This is a genomic window from Georgenia yuyongxinii (assembly GCF_006352065.1).
GTDB classification, from domain to species: Bacteria; Actinomycetota; Actinomycetes; order Actinomycetales; family Actinomycetaceae; genus Georgenia; species Georgenia yuyongxinii.
The window spans coordinates 1,097,674-1,112,419 of record NZ_CP040915.1 but is presented as its reverse complement, the minus strand read 5'-3'; the positions used below and the strand labels follow the sequence as shown (position 1 = coordinate 1,112,419).

Genomic DNA, 14,746 nt, shown 5'->3' with positions numbered 1-14,746 from the left:
GTCGGCCGGCGCGCCCTCGTGGGCCACGTCGAAGGACGCACCCAGGCCGGGCCGCGGCAACGGCGCACCGGGAGTGGTGCGTGCGCCTGATGTGCGGTGAGCGTCAAGGCCGCCGGCGTGTCCCCCGGCGGCGGCCGTCCCCGGACCGGACCCGTCGGGTGGCGCGAAGCCGCCGGTGGGACGCCCCACGTAGTGGTAGGGAGCCGGGCCAGGCGCCGGCGTGGGCGCGTACTCGTACGGGCTCGGTGCGCCGGTCACGCGCGACGAGGCCGGGCGCAGCTGCTCCGTTGAGCCACCCTCCGGGCGCGCGGGGGGCTGGGGAGCTGAAGGCTCAGGAGCAGAAGGCTCGGGGTTGTGCTCCGGCGTCATCTTCCGTCCTCCCGTCGACGAGCGGTCACCGGGTCTCGGCGATCAGGTCGGTCCACCCGACGAGAGTCTGCCAGCCGCGGTCCAGACGGTCGGACATGTCCGAACCCGGAGCGGTGGCCGGGAAGGCGGCCGCGACTTCGGCGACCGTCCCGTCCTCGGTGGACGCGGCGACGAGCACGGTGATGTCACCGGCCTGCAGCACGAGGGCGGTGCCCGGCACCGGAAGCTCGTAGGCGTCGTGCTTCCCGAGGTCGATCACGGGCAGGTCCGCGACCGAGACGGGGTCGAGCACGCCGTACTGCTCCAGGATCATCACCTGCCGGCCCTGTCCCACCAGCTCCATCTGCAGGAGCTGGTCCCCCTCCGGGCCGTGGACGGTGTCCACGTGGCTCACGCGCAACCCGTCCGGCAGGGCGGCGGGAGCGCTCCAGCCGTGCTCCTGCAGCCAGCTCAACGCCGCCCGGGTGGTGTCGGGCGCGGACTTCTCGGCCGTGAGGCCCACGGTGTCCGGGGACACCACGAGCTGGGACCGGCCGGGCGCGGCGCCGGTGAGCTGGGCGACCATCGCCGACGGATCCCCGGTCTGTTCCACGAGCGTCCCGACGATCACGAGCACCCCGGCGACCCCCGCCGCCCCGGCGAGGACGAAGCCGCTGCGTGCGACGAGACGGCGCCGCGTGCGCCCGCTGGTGAGCGGGCGCAGGGCCACGTCCACCAGCGCCCGCGCGCCGCGGTTGTCCTGCGGTGGCTCCGCGGCCATGGCGATCAGCCGGCTGGTGAGCTCGACGCTCGGGGTCATGTCACGGGCCGCGGCCAGCCGCAGCCGGGCGTCCCGCTCGGTGGCGATCGCGGCGGCACACTCCTCGCACCCGACCACGTGGGCCAGCAGCTCCTCCGCCCGCCCGGGTGGCAGCTGCCCGTCCACCAGCGCGGTGACGTCCTCGCCGAGATGGCTCATCCGGCGCCCCCGAAAGCCGGCGCGGGGGCGGGTTCGGGGACCGGCGCGGCGGCGGGTCCAGGGGCGGGCGCGCCGGCCGGCCGACGGTGCGCGAGCTGGTCGCGGAGCATGGCGCGGGCCCGGTGGATGCGGGAGCGGACCGTGCCCATCTTGATGTCGAGGGTTGCGGCGATCTCCTCGTAGGAGAGGCCCTCGATGTCGCACAGCACCACGGCGGCGCGGTAGCGCGGCGGCAGCGCGTCGAGGGCGGCCTGGACGTCGAGGTCGAGGTGGGCGTGCTCGAACCCACGCTCGGGCTCCTCGGCGTCGTGGGCGCTGGGCAGGCGGTCGGTGGCCTCACCGATGGGGTCCAGCCGCACCCGCGAGCGCCGTCGGGCCTGGTCGAGGAACAAGTTGGTGGTGATCCGGTGCAGCCACCCGTCGAAGTTGCCGGGCTTGTAGGATTGCAGCGAGCGGAATACCCGGACGAACGTCTCCTGGGTGAGGTCCTCCGCGTCTGCCTTGTTCCCCGTCAGCCGGTAGGCCAGCCGGTACACGCGCGGGGAGTGCTCCGTGACGATCTGCTCCCACGACGGCGGCGCCCAGGCACCGTCTGGGGTGCCCGGGGCGCTCGGTCCGGAGGGCCGGTCGTCGTCAGGCATGGGGGTTCCTTCTGTGGCGTCGATCGGACCATCGTACGGAGAGAACCTGAGCGTCGCCTGGGAGATTCCGGCCCCACCGTTGACTTCTCGGTAGCATCAGTCCTTGGTCCGCATCGTGCGGTCACCCCAACCACCTGCGGCGTCACCGCCGCCCGCCGCTCACACCTGCCGGAGGCCCACCATCGTTGCCGACAAGGCCCTGTCCTGGGCCTACACCGAAGAGTTCGTCCCCGAGGACGACCCCACCGCCGAGGCGCGGCTGCGCGCGGAGGAGCTTGGCGTCGTCCCGGTGCCCGCCGGCACGGGGGCGGCCCTGCGGGTGCTCGCCGCGGCGAGCCGGGCGCACTCCGTGGCGGAGGTCGGGACCGGCACGGGCGTCAGCGCGTTGTGGCTGCTCGGCGGGATGACCCCGGACGGTGTGCTCACCACGATCGACGTCGAGTCCGAGCACCAGCGGGCCGCCCGCCAGGCGTTCACCGCGGCCGGCATCAAGCCGGCCCGCACCCGGCTCATCGCCGGCCGCGCCCTGGACGTCCTGCCCCGGCTCGCGGACCGCGCCTACGACCTGGTCCTCGTCGACGGCGACCCGACCGAGGCGGCCGACGACGTCGACCAGGCCGTCCGGCTGCTGCGCCCGGGCGGGATCCTCGCCGTCAACGCGGCGCTGTGGCGCGACCGGGTGGCGGACCCCGCCCGGCGTGACGACACCACCGTCGCCGTGCGCGAGCTCGGCCGGCGGGTGCGCACCGACGAGCGGCTGGTCAGCGCGCTGCTGCCCTCCGGCGACGGGCTCCTGGTGGGCGTGCGCCGCTGACGCGGCCCGGCGGTCGGTCAGGAGCCCAGCGCCTCGAGGTAGCGCACGAGCAGGCGGGCGCCGTAGCCGGTCGCCGCCTGGGCCGGCAGCTCGCCCTGCTTGCTGCCGGTCCGGCCCGGGCCGGCGATGTCCAGGTGCGCCCACGGCACCTGGCCGGCGAAGTGCCGCAGGAACAGGGCCGCCGTGACCGACCCGGCCTTGACGTGCGGGTCCGTGGCGGCGTGAGCGATGTCGGCCACGTCGGAGTCGAGCGTGGGCTGGTAGTCCTCCATTAGGGGCATCCGCCAGGCGGGCTCGTCCGCCGCGTCCGCGGCGGCGAGCAGGCGGGCCGCCAGCGCGTCGTCGGTGGCGTAGAGGGCTGCGTGACGCAGCCCGAGACCCTGCTTCGCCGCACCCGTGAGGGTGGCGACGTCGATGAGGACGTCGGGCGTGAGGGAGTTCGCCGCCCAGGCGAGACCGTCAGCGAGCACCATGCGCCCCTCGGCGTCGGTGTTGGACACCTCGACGGTGGTGCCGTCGGTGATCCGCACGACGTCGCCCGGCCGGTAGGACGCCCCGCCCATGGCGTTCTCCGCGAGCGCGAGGACGGCGGTCACCCGGTGCGGCAGACCAAGCTCCGCGGCCGCGAGCACGGCGGCGAGGACGGCGGCGGAGCCGGCCATGTCGGTCTTCATCGAGACCATGGCCTCGCGCGGCTTGAGCGAGATGCCGCCGGTGTCGAACGTGATCCCCTTGCCGACGAGGACCACGGTGCGGGTGGCGGCGGTGGTGCGCGCCGGCGTCCACGAGACCGTCACGAGCCGGGGCGGGGTGGCCGAGCCGGAGCCGACCGCGAGGATGCCGCCCATGTCGTGGCGGCGCAGCCACGACTCGTCGTGCACCGCGACGTCGAGCTGCCCCTCGCTGCGGGGAGCCGCCGTGACCAGCTCGGTGGCCTGCTCGGCCATCCACGCGGGGTTCTTGGTGTTCGACGGCGTCGCCCCGAGCACCCGGGCGAGCAGGGTGGCCCGCACCCCGGCCCGGGCGGCGGTGACGGCCGCCTCGGTGGCGGGCCCGCCGGTGCCGAGCAGCACCAGCCGCTCCGCGGGCAGCTTGCCCGGCGACGCCGACCGGCCGGTGCGGGGCATGCGGTAGGCGGCGAGGAGGAAGCCCTCGACGAAGGCCCGCAGCGGCTCGGGCGCCAGGCCCGCGCCCACGGTGGTGACCGCCGTCGCCCCGCCGGCAGCCGCCCGGCCCAGCGCCAGGCCGGCCTTGCGCAGCGCGGCGGCCCCGCCGTCGCCCACGCCGAGGAGGACCACGGTGGGCGGCAGCTCGGCCCACGGGACGGCGGCGACCCCGGGCAGCACCCGGGGCAGATAGACCGTGGCGGCCTGACCGGCGGCCCCGGTGACGTCCTGCCGCTCGGCCTCGTGCAGCAGGTCGATGCCGTACAGAGCCGCGACGTCGGCCACCCCTCCGCGCGGCTGCACCTCCTCCTCCCCCGGCGGCGCGGGGGCCACCGGCACGGCGACGACCGTGGGCTCGTACGTCGGCCAGGTGCCGCCGTCGAGCCCCTCGGTCAGCTGGACGATCTCGGGCAGGGCGGGGGCGATCGGCATGGGGTCCCTTGCGGAGTCGGTGGGACGGCGACGGCCGGCCGGCGAGGCCGGCCGGCCGTGCGTCACGTTCGTGGGTGTCAGTTCAGCTCGCCACGGCGCTGAGCGCCTCGCTCAGCTCGCCGGCCTCGCCCGGAGTGAGCTCGACGACCAGGCGGCCGCCCCCTTCGAGCGGGACACGCATGACGATGCCCCGGCCCTCCTTGGTCACCTCGAGCGGCCCGTCTCCGGTCCTCGGCTTCATCGCGGCCATGTGCTGCACCCCTCTTCTCCTGGTTCGTCGACCGCCCGGGCGGTCCGGTGCCCCGGCGCCGTTCGGACAGTCACTGTTCGTAAGTCTAGATCACTCGGGCGCGCCGCCGGCCTCGACGGCCGCGGCTTCCTGCGCCTCGCGCTCGTTGTGGAGCACCTCCACGCCGGCCATGACGGCCGCGACGGCCTCCTCCGCGGTGTCCACCAGTGGCAGCAGGTCCATGTCCGCCCGGTTGATCGTGCCGCGGGCGACCATCGTGTCGCGCAGCCAGTCGACCAGCCCGCGCCAGTACTCCCTCCCGACCAGCACGATGGGGAAGGAGGAGACCTTCTGCGTCTGCACGAGGGTGAGGGCCTCGAAGAGCTCGTCCATGGTGCCGAACCCGCCCGGGAGCACGATGAACCCCTGGGAGTACTTCACGAACATGGTCTTGCGGGCGAAGAAGTACCGGAAGTTCACGCCAAGGTCGACCCACTGGTTCATGCCCTGCTCGAACGGCAGCTCGATGCCCAGCCCCACCGAGAGCCCGTCGGCCTCGCAGGCGCCCTTGTTGGCGGCCTCCATGACGCCGGGGCCGCCGCCGGTGACGACGGCGTAGCCGGCCTCGACGAGCCGCCGCCCCAGCTCCTCCGCCAGGGCGTACTCCGCCTCCCCGGCGCGCACCCGGGCCGAGCCGAACACGGAGATGGCGGGGCCGACCTCGGCCAGGGCGCCGAAGCCCTCGACGAACTCCGCCTGGATGCGCATCACCCGCCAGGGGTCCTGGTGCAGCCAGCTGGTGTCCTGCTCGGGCTTGAGCAGGCGTGCGTCGGTGGTCTCCTCCGGCACCTGGGCGCCGCGCAGGAGGACCGGGCCCTTGCGGTAGCCGTTGCGGTCGGGGTGCGGATGGGGGTGGACCTCGCGTGTCATGCCCTCAGTGTCCCCGCTCCGGGGCCTCACCGGCGAGCCAGGCGCGCAGCGCGGCCGCGCAGGTGCGCACCTGGTCCAGGGGGACCCGCTCGTCGGCGGCGTGGGCGAGCATGGGGTCCCCGGGGCCGAAGTTGACCGCCGGGACCCCGAGCTCGGCGAACCGGGCGACGTCGGTCCAGCCGTACTTGGGCCCGGGCGCCCCGCCGGTCACCGCGGTGACCGCGGTGACGAAACCGGCCACGAGCGGGTCGTCCAGGCCGGGGCGGGCGCCACCCGCAAGGTCGGTGACCGTCACGTCGAAGCCGGCGAAGACCTCCCGCACGTGGGCCTCGGCCCCGGCGGTGGACCGGGACGGGGCGAAGCGGTAGTTGACGGTGACCACGCACTCGTCGGGGATCATGTTCATGGCGATCCCGCCGCGCACGGCGACGGCGCCCAGGCTCTCCCGGTAGACCAGACCGTCGACCTCCACGTCGCGTGCCTCGTAGGCGCTCAGCCGGGCGAGCACCTCGGCAGCCTTGTGAATGGCGTTCTCCCCGCGCCATGCCCGGGCGGAGTGGGCGGTGCGGCCGGTGGTGCGGACCTCCGCGCGCAGGGTGCCGTTGCAGCCGCCCTCGATGCCGCCGGCGGTGGGCTCGCCGAGGACCGCGAGGTCGCCCCGCACCCAGTCGGGGTGGACCCGGACGAGGCGTCCGAGCCCGTTGAGGTCGGCCTCGACCTCCTCGTGGTCGTAGAACACCCAGGTGACGTCCCAGCGTGGGGCGGTCAGGGCGGCGGCCAGGTGCAGGGCGACGGCGACCCCGCCCTTCATGTCCACGGTGCCCCTGCCCCACAGCTCCTCGGTGCCGTCGGCGGTGGTGCGCCGCCAGGTCGGCAGGTTGTCCTTCACCGGCACGGTGTCGATGTGGCCGGCGACCACCACGCGCCGGTCCCGGCCCAGCCGTGTGCGGGCCACCACGGCGTCGCCGTCGCGCAGCACCTCCAGGTGCCCGTGCGCGGCGAGCGCGGCCTCGATGGCATCGGCCAGCGTCCCCTCCTCACCGGAGACGGACGCGACGTCGCACACGGCGGCGGTCAGCTCGGCGACGTCGGTGCTCGCCAGGTCCGGCAGGGTGGCCATGGTGGGAGCGTAGGGCTCATGCCCGGTGCAGGGTGCGGGCCGCCTCGGCGATCGAGCCGGTCAGTGACGGGTAGATGGTGAAGACGTTGGCCAGCTGGTCCACGGTCAGCCGTTGCGAGACGGCGATCGTGATCGGGTAGATCAGCTCGCTGGCCCGCGGCGCCACGACCACCCCGCCGATGACGGTGCCGGTGGAGCGGTCGGAGAAGAGCTTGATGAAGCCCTCCTTGATGCCCAGCATCTTCGCGCGCGGGTTGCGCTGCAGCGGAAGCCGGGTGATGGCGCCGTCGACCTCGCCGGCCTCGATGGCCTTCTGGGTGACGCCGATGGTGGCGATCTCGGGGGCGGTGAAGATGTTCGCGGCCACCGAGCTCAGGTCGAGGGGGGCGACGGCGTCGCCGAGGGCGTGCCACATGGCGATCCGGCCCTGCATCGCGGCCACGGACGCGAGTGGCAGCACGCCGGTGCAGTCCCCGGCGGCGTACACGCGCGGTGCGCGGGTGCGCGAGACCCGGTCGACCTCGATGTGGCCGGAGGCCGACAGCCGCACCCCGGCCTCCTCGAGGCCCATGCCGGCGGTGCTGGGCACCCCGCCCACGGCCATGAGGCAGTGCGAGCCGGTGACCACGCGACCGTCGGTGAGCTCGACGTGCACCTCGTCCCCCACGCGCCGGGCGCCGGCGGCCCGGGCGCGGGCGAGCACGTGCATGCGCCGGCGCAGGAAGACGCCCTCGATGAGCTCGGCGGCGTGCGCGTCCTCCCCCGGCAGCACGTGGTCCCGGCTGGAGATCAGGGTGACCTCGGCGCCGAGGGCGTTGTACGCGCTGGCGAACTCCGCACCGGTGACGCCGGAGCCGACGACGATGAGGTGCTCGGGGATGTCGGTGAGGTTGTACATCTGCGCCCAGGTGAGGATGCGCTCACCGTCGGGCTGGGCGGTGGGCAGCACCCGCGGCGTCGCACCGGTGGCCACGAGGAGGATTTCCGCCTCGAGGGTCCGCTCACCGCCGTCGGTCAGGCTCACCTGGACCTCGCGGGTGCCGGACGGGCTGATGTCGGCGCCGATCCGGCCCGTGCCGGCGAGGATCTCGATGCCGTCGCGCTCCATTCGGGTGCGGATGTCCTTGGACTGCTTCTGCGCCAGCCGCACCACCCGCTGGTCGACGACGTCCATGTCCGCACGCAGGGCCCCCGCCTCGCCGTCCGCGCCGCCGTCGGCGCCGATGCCCAGCTCGCCGGCCTGCTCGGTCAGGGTCATCCACTCGGCGGTGGCGATCAGGGTCTTGGAGGGCACGACGTCGGTGAGCACCGCGGAGCCGCCCATCCCCTGCCGCTCGACCACCTGCACCTCGGCGCCCAGCTGGCGGGCCACCAGCGCGGCCTCGTACCCGCCCGGGCCGCCGCCGACGATCACCACGCGGGAGCCCTCACGCACCGGGGACGCCCCGGCGCCGGGCTCGGCGGCGCGCCGCTGCTCGGGGCGCGCACCTGCCTCGGGGCGGACGGCGGGCGCGGCGGCGCCGGCCTGCTCGGTGGCGGGTGGGGGCACAGGACCGGATGAGGTGCTCACGCCTGGTCATTGTGCCGGGCCCGGCGCCGCGCCGCCGCCCGCCGGGGTGCCCGGGCGGGTCGCACAGGTTACGGGCGCGGCGATCGGTGCGAGCTGGCAGCGTCCTCGTGCGACAACCGGTACGACGCTCGGGTGACGCGACCACCTGCGGTGGGACCGGACCGGCGCGCGGTTCGCGATAGCGTCGTCCCATGCCCGACGACGCCCGGCCCCTGGTCAGCCTCGACGACCCGGCCACCAACCCCTCCGACGTCGCCAGCGCGGCCGCCCGGCTGCTGGCCGAGCGCACCGGAGTGGACCGCCACGACGTCGCGCTGGTCCTGGGCTCCGGGTGGGGTGGTGCCACCGAGCTGCTCGGCGACACCGTCGCCGAGGTCCCTGCCACCGACGTGCCCGGCTTCTCCGCGTCCACGGTCGCCGGGCACGTCGGCCGGCTCACGTCTGTGCGGATCGCCGGCACCGACCGCCACGCCCTGGTGATCGGGGCGCGCACGCACTTCTACGAGGGGCGCGACGTGCGCCGGGTCGCGCACGGGATGCGGGTGGCCGCCGCGGCGGGCGCCCGCACCGTCGTGCTGACCAACGGCTGCGGCGGGCTCGAGCCCGAGTGGGCGCCAGGCACACCCGTGCTCATCAGCGACCACATCAACCTCACCGGTGCCTCACCGCTGGAGGGCGCCACGTTCGTGGACCTGACCGACCTGTACTCCGCGCGGCTGCGGGCTCTGGCCCGGGAGGTCGACCCCGCGCTGCCCGAGGGCGTGTACGTGCAATTCCCCGGCCCGCACTACGAGACGCCCGCCGAGGTGCAGATGGCCCGCCGCATCGGCGGCCACCTCGTCGGCATGTCCACCGCGCTGGAGGCCATCGCGGCCCGGCACGCCGGGCTGGAGATCCTCGGCCTGTCGCTGGTCACCAACCCCGCCGCGGGGATCTCTCCCACCCCCCTAGCCCACGAGGAGGTGCTCGAGGCGGGCCGCGCCGCCGGACCGCGCATCTCCCGCCTGCTCGCCGAGATCGTCCGCCGGCTCTGACGCAGGCGGATCGGACCACCGCACATTCGCCCACCCGGCGCCAAGGAGCCAGTCACATGAACACCACGACCGAGGAGGTCCGCGCCTGGATCGACGCCGACCCCGACCCCACCGCCCGGGCGGAGCTCACCGAGCTGCTGGCGCAGGCCGCGGGCGAACCCGGCGACGGCGCGGCGGAGACCGCCCGCGCGGACCTGGACAACCGGTTCGCCGGGACGCTGGAGTTCGGCACCGCGGGGCTGCGCGGGGCGCTCGGCGCCGGCCCGAACCGGATGAACCGGGCGGTGGTCATCAAGGCGGCCGCCGGCCTGTCGGCGTACCTGACCTCGCGGGTGGGCGTGGGGTTCACCGTCGTCATCGGCTACGACGCACGCTACGGGTCGGCCCGCTTCGCCCAGGACACCGCCGCCGTCGTCACCGCCGCCGGGGGGCAGGCGATGCTGCTGCCCGGCCCGCTGCCCACCCCGGTCCTCGCCTTCGCGGTGCGTCATCTCGGCACCGACGCCGGCGTCATGGTGACCGCCTCGCACAACCCGCCCCAGGACAACGGGTACAAGGTGTACCTGGGCGGCCGGGTGGTCACCGACGCCGGGCAGGGCGCCCAGATCGTGCCGCCGTACGACGCGGAGATCGCCGGGCGGATCGCCGCCGCCGGCCCCGCGAACCTGGTGCCCCGCACCGAGGCCGGCTGGACGGTCCTCGGCGCCGACGTCCGCGAGGCCTACCTGCGCCGGGCCGCCTCCCTCATCCCCGCCCGGCACACCCGTGACGTGCGGATCGTGTACACCCCGATGCACGGGGTGGGCGGGGCGACGGCGGTCGAGGTGCTGCGGCGGGCCGGGTTCACCGACGTGCACGTGGTGGCCCAGCAGGCCGACCCCGATCCCGACTTTCCCACGATCGCGTTCCCCAACCCGGAGGAGCCCGGGGCCCTGAACCTCGCCCTCGACCTGGCCCGCGCGGTCGACGCCGACGTGGTGCTGGCCAACGACCCCGACGCGGACCGGTGCTCGATGGCCATCCCGGACCGCGCCGTCCCGGGCGGCTGGCGCCAGCTCACAGGAGACGAGATCGGCGCCCTGCTCGGCGCGCAGACCGGGCAGGCCATGGCCCTCACCGGTCGTGGGGTGATGGCCAGCTCGGTGGTGTCGTCCCGGCTGCTGGAGAAGGTCGCCAGGTCGCACGGCCTCGAGCACCGCACCACCTTGACCGGGTTCAAGTGGATCGCGCGCACCGAGGGGCTCGTGTTCGGCTACGAGGAGGCGATCGGCTACTGCGTGGACCCCGCGGCGGTGCGCGACAAGGACGGCATCTCCGCGGCGCTGCGCCTGGCCTATCTCACCGCCCAGCTCGTCAACGCCGGCTCGACGTTCACGGCGTCGCTCGACGACCTGGCGCGCCGGCACGGGCTCCACGCGACCAGCCAGCTCTCGGTGCGGGTGGAGGACCTGTCCCTGATCCCCGCCGCCATGGCGCGGCTGCGGGCCGCGGGACCCACCACGTTGACCGGCTCGCCGGTGGTCGCCACCACGGACCTCGCCGAGGGCTCACCGGACCTGCCGCCCACCGACGGGCTGATGTACCTCACCGCCGCCGAGGACCGGGTGATCATCCGGCCCTCCGGCACCGAGCCGAAGCTCAAGTGCTACCTGGAGGTCATCGTCCCGGTCCCCGACACCGGTGACGTCACGGCCACCCGGCGGGTGGCCGCCGCCCGGCTGGAGCGGCTGCGCGCCGACGTGGCGGCCGCCGTCGGCCTCTGACCCGCCCCTCCGATTCCCACTGCCCGCGAGATGTCATCTTCTCCGCGACATGTCATGGCTCGCGCCGTGACAGGTTGACCCGGCCAGGCTGACACAGAGGGTGACGTGCGGCAGCGGAGATGACATCTCACGGAAGAGATGACATCTCGCGACCCGGGGTGAGGGCTGGGTCAGAGCATGCCCTTGGGGTGCCAGACGGTCTTGGTCTCGGTGAACGCCGTGATGCGGCCCAGTGTGGGCGTCGGCACCCCGGCCACCGGCTCCACGACCCGCTTGAGCGTCTCCGCGGCCGCCACCTGCAGGTCGACCCAGTCCAGGTCCCCGGCGCCGGCGAGGTCGAGGGCGTCGACGTCGGCGTGCGCGGCGAGCCACGGGGCGATCTCGGCGGGCGACCCGGTCAGGACGTTGACCACCCCGCCGGGCACGTCGGAGGTGGCCAGCACCTCACTCAGCGTGATCGCGCTGAGGGGTGCCGGCTCGCTCGCGACGACGACAACGGTGTTGCCGGCCACCAGCGCCGGCGCGACGACGGACACCAGTCCCAGCAGCGAGGACTGCTGCGGCGCGACCATCGCCACGACCCCGGTGGGCTCGGGGGCGGAGAGGTTGAAGTACGGGCCGGCCACGGGGTTGGCGTTGCCGGCCACCTGGGCGTACTTGTCGGCCCAGCCGGCGTACCAGACCCACACGTCGATGGCGGCGTCGACCTGTGCCGCCGCCGCCTCGACGGTCAGGCCCTCGCTGGCGGCGACCTCGTCCACGAACTGCCCGCGGCGACCTTCCAGCAGCTCGGCGATGCGGTAGAGGACCTGCCCGCGGTTGTACGCCGTCGCCCCGGCCCAGCCGGACACGGCCGCGCGAGCCGCGCGGACGGCGTCGCGCGCGTCCTTGCGGCTGGCCTTGGCGGCGTTGGCGAGGAACTCCCCACCGGTGGAGCGGACCTCGTAGCTCCGCCCGCTCTCGCTGCGGGGGAACTTCCCGCCGATGTAGAGCTTGTAGGTCTTGGGCACGGCGAGGCGTGTCACTTGGCATCCTTCCGGGCGGACGTGCTGGTGGGCTCGGCGTCGGCCGGTGCGGGCTCCTCAGCCGGTGCGGGCTCCTCACGGGTGGCCGTGAGACGGCCGGCCGGCTGGCTCCGGCGCGCGGGGACCTGGGCCGCCGCGGGCTCGAGGTAGGCGGCCAGGCCGTGGCGGCCCCCCTCCCGGCCGTAGCCGGACTCCTTGTACCCGCCGAACGGGGAGGACGGGTCGAACTTGTTGAAGGTGTTCGCCCACACCACGCCGGCGCGGAGCTTGTCGGCGACGGCGAGGATTCGGCTGCCCTTCTCCGTCCAGACGCCGGCGGAGAGGCCGTACGGGGTGTTGTTCGCCTTGGCCACCGCCTCCGCCGGGGTGCGGAAGGTCAGCACCGACAGCACCGGCCCGAAGATCTCGTCGCGGGCGATGCGGTGCGAGGTGGCGACGCCGGTGAAGATGGTCGGCGCGTACCAGAACCCGTTCTCGGGGATGACGCACGGGGCGGACCAGCGCTCGGCACCCTCGCGCTCCCCGATCTCTGAGAGCTCACGGATGCGCTCGAGCTGCTCGGCGGAGTTGATGGCGCCGATGTCGGTGTTCTTGTCCAGCGGGTCGCCCAGCCGCAGCGTCATCATCCGGGCCTTGAGCCGATCGATGACCTCGTCGTGGACGTTCTCCTGCACGAGCAGGCGCGACCCGGCGCAGCACACGTGGCCCTGGTTGAAGAAGATGCCGTTGACGATGCCCTCGATGGCCTGGTCGATGGGTGCGTCGTCGAAGACGATGTTCGCGGCCTTCCCGCCCAGCTCGAGGGTGACCTTCTTCCCGGTGCCGGCGACCGACCGGGCGATGGCCCGGCCCACGGCGGTGGACCCGGTGAACGCCACCTTGTCGACGCCGTCGTGGTTGACCAGGGCCTCCCCGGTGTCCCCGGCGCCGGTGATGATGTTGACGACGCCGGGTGGCAGGTCCGCCTGCTGGAGGAGCTCGGCGAACAGCAGCGCGGTCAGCGAGGTGGTCTCGGCCGGCTTGAGCACCACGGTGTTCCCCGCCGCGAGCGCGGGGGCGATCTTCCACGCCAGCATCATCAGCGGGAAGTTCCACGGGATGACCTGCGCGGCCACGCCGAGCGAGCGCGGGTCCGGGCCCAGGCCGGCGTGGTCGAGCTTGTCCGCCCAGCCGGCGTAGTAGAAGAACCAGGCGGCCACGAGCGGGATGTCGACGTCGCGGCTCTCCTTGATGGGCTTGCCGTTGTCGAGGCTCTCGGCGACGGCGAGCTCGCGGGCACGTTCCTGCACGAGGCGGGCGATGCGGAAGAGGTACTTGCCCCGGTCGGTGCCGCTCAGCCTGGACCAGGTGCGCTCGTAGGCGCGGCGGGCGGCGGCGACGGCGGCGTCGACGTCGGCGGCGTTCGCGTTCGCGATCTCGGCGATGGGTTTCTCGGTTGCCGGGGAGATGGTCACGAAGCCGTCGCCGCGGCCGTCGACGAACTCACCGTCGATGAACAGCCCGTAGCTGTCTCGCAGGTGCAGCAGCGCCGTCGACTCGGGCGCCGGGGCGTAGTCGAGGAAGGTCATGTCGGTCCTCAATCGATGGTGACGTAGTCGGGGCCGCTGTACCGACCGGTGGTCATGCGCTGGCGCTGCAGCAGCACGTCGTTGAGCAGGCTGGAGGCGCCGAACCGGAACAGGTGAGGGTCGAGCCAGTCCTCCCCGACGGTCTCGGCCACCGTGACGAGGTACTTGATGGCGTCCTTGGAGGTGCGGATGCCGCCGGCGGGCTTCACGCCGATCCGCTCCCCGGTCAGGCGGTACCACTGGCCCACGACCTGCAGCATGAGCAAGGTGACGGGCAGGGTCGCGGCGGGCTGGACCTTCCCGGTGGAGGTCTTGATGAAGTCGCCGCCCGCGAGGATCGCGAGCCAGGAGGCGCGGCGGACGTTGTCGTAGGTGGTCAGCTCGCCGGTCTCGAGGATGACCTTGAGGTGGGCGTAGCTGCCGTCGGTGCGGCGGCAGACCTCCTTGACGGCGACGATCTCGTCGAAGACCTGGCCGTAGCGGCCGGCGAGGAAGGCGCCGCGGTCGATGACCATGTCGATCTCGTCCGCGCCGGCGGCGACGGCCTCGGCGGTGTCGGCGAGCTTGACGGCGCGGGAGGCCCGGCCGCTGGGGAACGCGGTGGCGACGGCGGCGATGTTGATGCCACCCGAGTCCAGCCCCTGGCGGGCCCCGAGAGCCTCGACGGCCACCGGCACCATGTCGCCGTACACACAGACGGCGGCCGGCCGGGGCGCGCTGAGGTCCATGGGGTCCGGGGTGATCGCCTTGGCGACCAGGGAGCGGACCTTCCCGGGGGTGTCCGCACCCTCCAGGGTGGTCAGGTCGATGAGGCGGATGACCGTGTCGATCGCCCACGCCTTGGACGAGGTCTTGATCGAGCGGGTGCCCAGACCGGCGGCGCGCTGCTCGAGGCCGACGGCGTCCACGCCGGGCAGGCCCTCCAGGTGCAGCCGCAGGCTCTTCTCGGTGAGGTCGCCGCCCAGGAGCGCGGCGGCCCGCTCGGCGGGCGCCAGCGCCCTCGCCCCTGTCTGCAGTGTCATGCTCGCTCCCCGTTCCGCCGGTGCCGGTGCGCCGCCGGCCGTCTGCCAGGTGCCGGGACGCGTGCCGTCAGCGACGACGGACGCGCACCCTTCAGGAGCAACGTT

Annotated in this window: 13 protein-coding genes; 3 read left to right on the top strand and 10 right to left on the bottom strand. The window is 74.2% G+C overall.

The window, feature by feature from the left end; genetic code table 11:
- Nucleotides 1-394 precede the first annotated feature (394 nt).
- Nucleotides 395-1,327, bottom strand: a complete 933-nt coding sequence (locus tag FE374_RS04985) for an anti-sigma factor family protein (protein ID WP_139927513.1) — start codon at nucleotides 1,325-1,327, stop codon at nucleotides 395-397.
- A complete protein-coding gene (sigE, locus tag FE374_RS04980) occupies nucleotides 1,324-1,968 on the bottom strand; it encodes an RNA polymerase sigma factor SigE (protein WP_139927512.1) in 645 nt (214 codons plus the stop codon). Before sigE ends, FE374_RS04985 begins: the two co-directional genes overlap by 4 nt.
- Before the next feature lie 181 nt (nucleotides 1,969-2,149).
- On the opposite strand from sigE, the gene FE374_RS04975 reads away from it, so the two are divergent.
- Nucleotides 2,150-2,782 carry an O-methyltransferase gene (locus tag FE374_RS04975; RefSeq protein ID WP_139931363.1) on the top strand — a complete coding sequence of 211 codons (633 nt, stop codon included), beginning with the start codon at nucleotides 2,150-2,152 and terminating at the stop codon, nucleotides 2,780-2,782.
- A gap of 17 nt (nucleotides 2,783-2,799) precedes the next feature.
- On the opposite strand, the gene FE374_RS04970 is transcribed toward FE374_RS04975, so the two are convergent.
- From FE374_RS04970 to FE374_RS04950, 5 genes are all read right to left on the bottom strand, one after another.
- Nucleotides 2,800-4,380, bottom strand: coding sequence for a leucyl aminopeptidase family protein (locus FE374_RS04970; RefSeq protein WP_139927511.1), 1,581 nt, complete (start codon nucleotides 4,378-4,380; stop codon nucleotides 2,800-2,802).
- 82 nt (nucleotides 4,381-4,462) lie between these two features.
- Nucleotides 4,463-4,630: a DUF3117 domain-containing protein gene (locus FE374_RS04965; protein ID WP_139927510.1), complete on the bottom strand. Its 168-nt coding sequence runs from the start codon at nucleotides 4,628-4,630 to the stop codon at nucleotides 4,463-4,465.
- A gap of 90 nt (nucleotides 4,631-4,720) precedes the next feature.
- On the bottom strand, nucleotides 4,721-5,539 hold the full coding sequence (locus FE374_RS04960; protein WP_139927509.1) for an LOG family protein: 819 nt from the start codon (nucleotides 5,537-5,539) through the stop codon (nucleotides 4,721-4,723).
- 4 nt (nucleotides 5,540-5,543) lie between these two features.
- Nucleotides 5,544-6,659, bottom strand: a complete 1,116-nt coding sequence (gene dapE / locus FE374_RS04955) for a succinyl-diaminopimelate desuccinylase (RefSeq protein ID WP_139927508.1) — start codon at nucleotides 6,657-6,659, stop codon at nucleotides 5,544-5,546.
- A 16-nt stretch (nucleotides 6,660-6,675) separates the two neighbouring features.
- Nucleotides 6,676-8,094, bottom strand: a complete 1,419-nt coding sequence (locus FE374_RS04950) for an NAD(P)H-quinone dehydrogenase (RefSeq protein WP_139931361.1) — start codon at nucleotides 8,092-8,094, stop codon at nucleotides 6,676-6,678.
- Between the two features lie 326 nt (nucleotides 8,095-8,420).
- Here FE374_RS04950 and FE374_RS04945 point away from each other — a divergent pair, with 326 nt between their 5' ends.
- Nucleotides 8,421-9,263 carry a purine-nucleoside phosphorylase gene (locus tag FE374_RS04945; protein ID WP_139927507.1) on the top strand — a complete coding sequence of 281 codons (843 nt, stop codon included), beginning with the start codon at nucleotides 8,421-8,423 and terminating at the stop codon, nucleotides 9,261-9,263.
- A 56-nt stretch (nucleotides 9,264-9,319) separates the two neighbouring features.
- The gene (locus tag FE374_RS04940; protein WP_139927506.1) at nucleotides 9,320-11,026 is read left to right on the top strand and encodes a phospho-sugar mutase; all 1,707 of its coding nucleotides are present in this window, start codon (nucleotides 9,320-9,322) and stop codon (nucleotides 11,024-11,026) included.
- A 170-nt stretch (nucleotides 11,027-11,196) separates the two neighbouring features.
- Here the strand turns inward: FE374_RS04940 and FE374_RS04935 are convergent, their stop codons facing one another.
- Genes FE374_RS04935 through deoC form a run of 3 tightly spaced genes read right to left on the bottom strand, consistent with a single transcriptional unit; the run spans nucleotide 11,197 to nucleotide 14,641 of the window.
- Nucleotides 11,197-12,051 (bottom strand): aldehyde dehydrogenase family protein, encoded by an 855-nt coding sequence (locus tag FE374_RS04935; RefSeq protein ID WP_139927505.1) that lies wholly within the window; start codon nucleotides 12,049-12,051, stop codon nucleotides 11,197-11,199.
- Entirely contained in the window at nucleotides 12,048-13,619 is a 1,572-nt protein-coding gene (locus FE374_RS04930; protein ID WP_139927504.1) for an aldehyde dehydrogenase family protein, read from the bottom strand. The genes FE374_RS04935 and FE374_RS04930 overlap by 4 nt, the downstream gene beginning before the upstream one ends.
- An 8-nt stretch (nucleotides 13,620-13,627) precedes the next feature.
- Nucleotides 13,628-14,641, bottom strand: coding sequence for a deoxyribose-phosphate aldolase (gene deoC / locus FE374_RS04925; RefSeq protein WP_139927503.1), 1,014 nt, complete (start codon nucleotides 14,639-14,641; stop codon nucleotides 13,628-13,630).
- Nucleotides 14,642-14,746 lie beyond the last annotated feature (105 nt).

Coding starts and splice junctions, on each gene's coding strand:
- FE374_RS04960 (WP_139927509.1), bottom strand. CDS start 5,539: ATGACACGCGAGGTCCACCCCCATCCGCACCCCGACCGCAACGGCTAC.
- FE374_RS04970 (WP_139927511.1), bottom strand. CDS start 4,380: ATGCCGATCGCCCCCGCCCTGCCCGAGATCGTCCAGCTGACCGAGGGG.
- sigE (WP_139927512.1), bottom strand. CDS start 1,968: ATGCCTGACGACGACCGGCCCTCCGGACCGAGCGCCCCGGGCACCCCA.
- FE374_RS04985 (WP_139927513.1), bottom strand. CDS start 1,327: ATGAGCCATCTCGGCGAGGACGTCACCGCGCTGGTGGACGGGCAGCTG.
- dapE (WP_139927508.1), bottom strand. CDS start 6,659: ATGGCCACCCTGCCGGACCTGGCGAGCACCGACGTCGCCGAGCTGACC.
- FE374_RS04930 (WP_139927504.1), bottom strand. CDS start 13,619: ATGACCTTCCTCGACTACGCCCCGGCGCCCGAGTCGACGGCGCTGCTG.
- deoC (WP_139927503.1), bottom strand. CDS start 14,641: ATGACACTGCAGACAGGGGCGAGGGCGCTGGCGCCCGCCGAGCGGGCC.
- FE374_RS04965 (WP_139927510.1), bottom strand. CDS start 4,630: ATGGCCGCGATGAAGCCGAGGACCGGAGACGGGCCGCTCGAGGTGACC.
- FE374_RS04940 (WP_139927506.1), top strand. CDS start 9,320: ATGAACACCACGACCGAGGAGGTCCGCGCCTGGATCGACGCCGACCCC.
- FE374_RS04945 (WP_139927507.1), top strand. CDS start 8,421: ATGCCCGACGACGCCCGGCCCCTGGTCAGCCTCGACGACCCGGCCACC.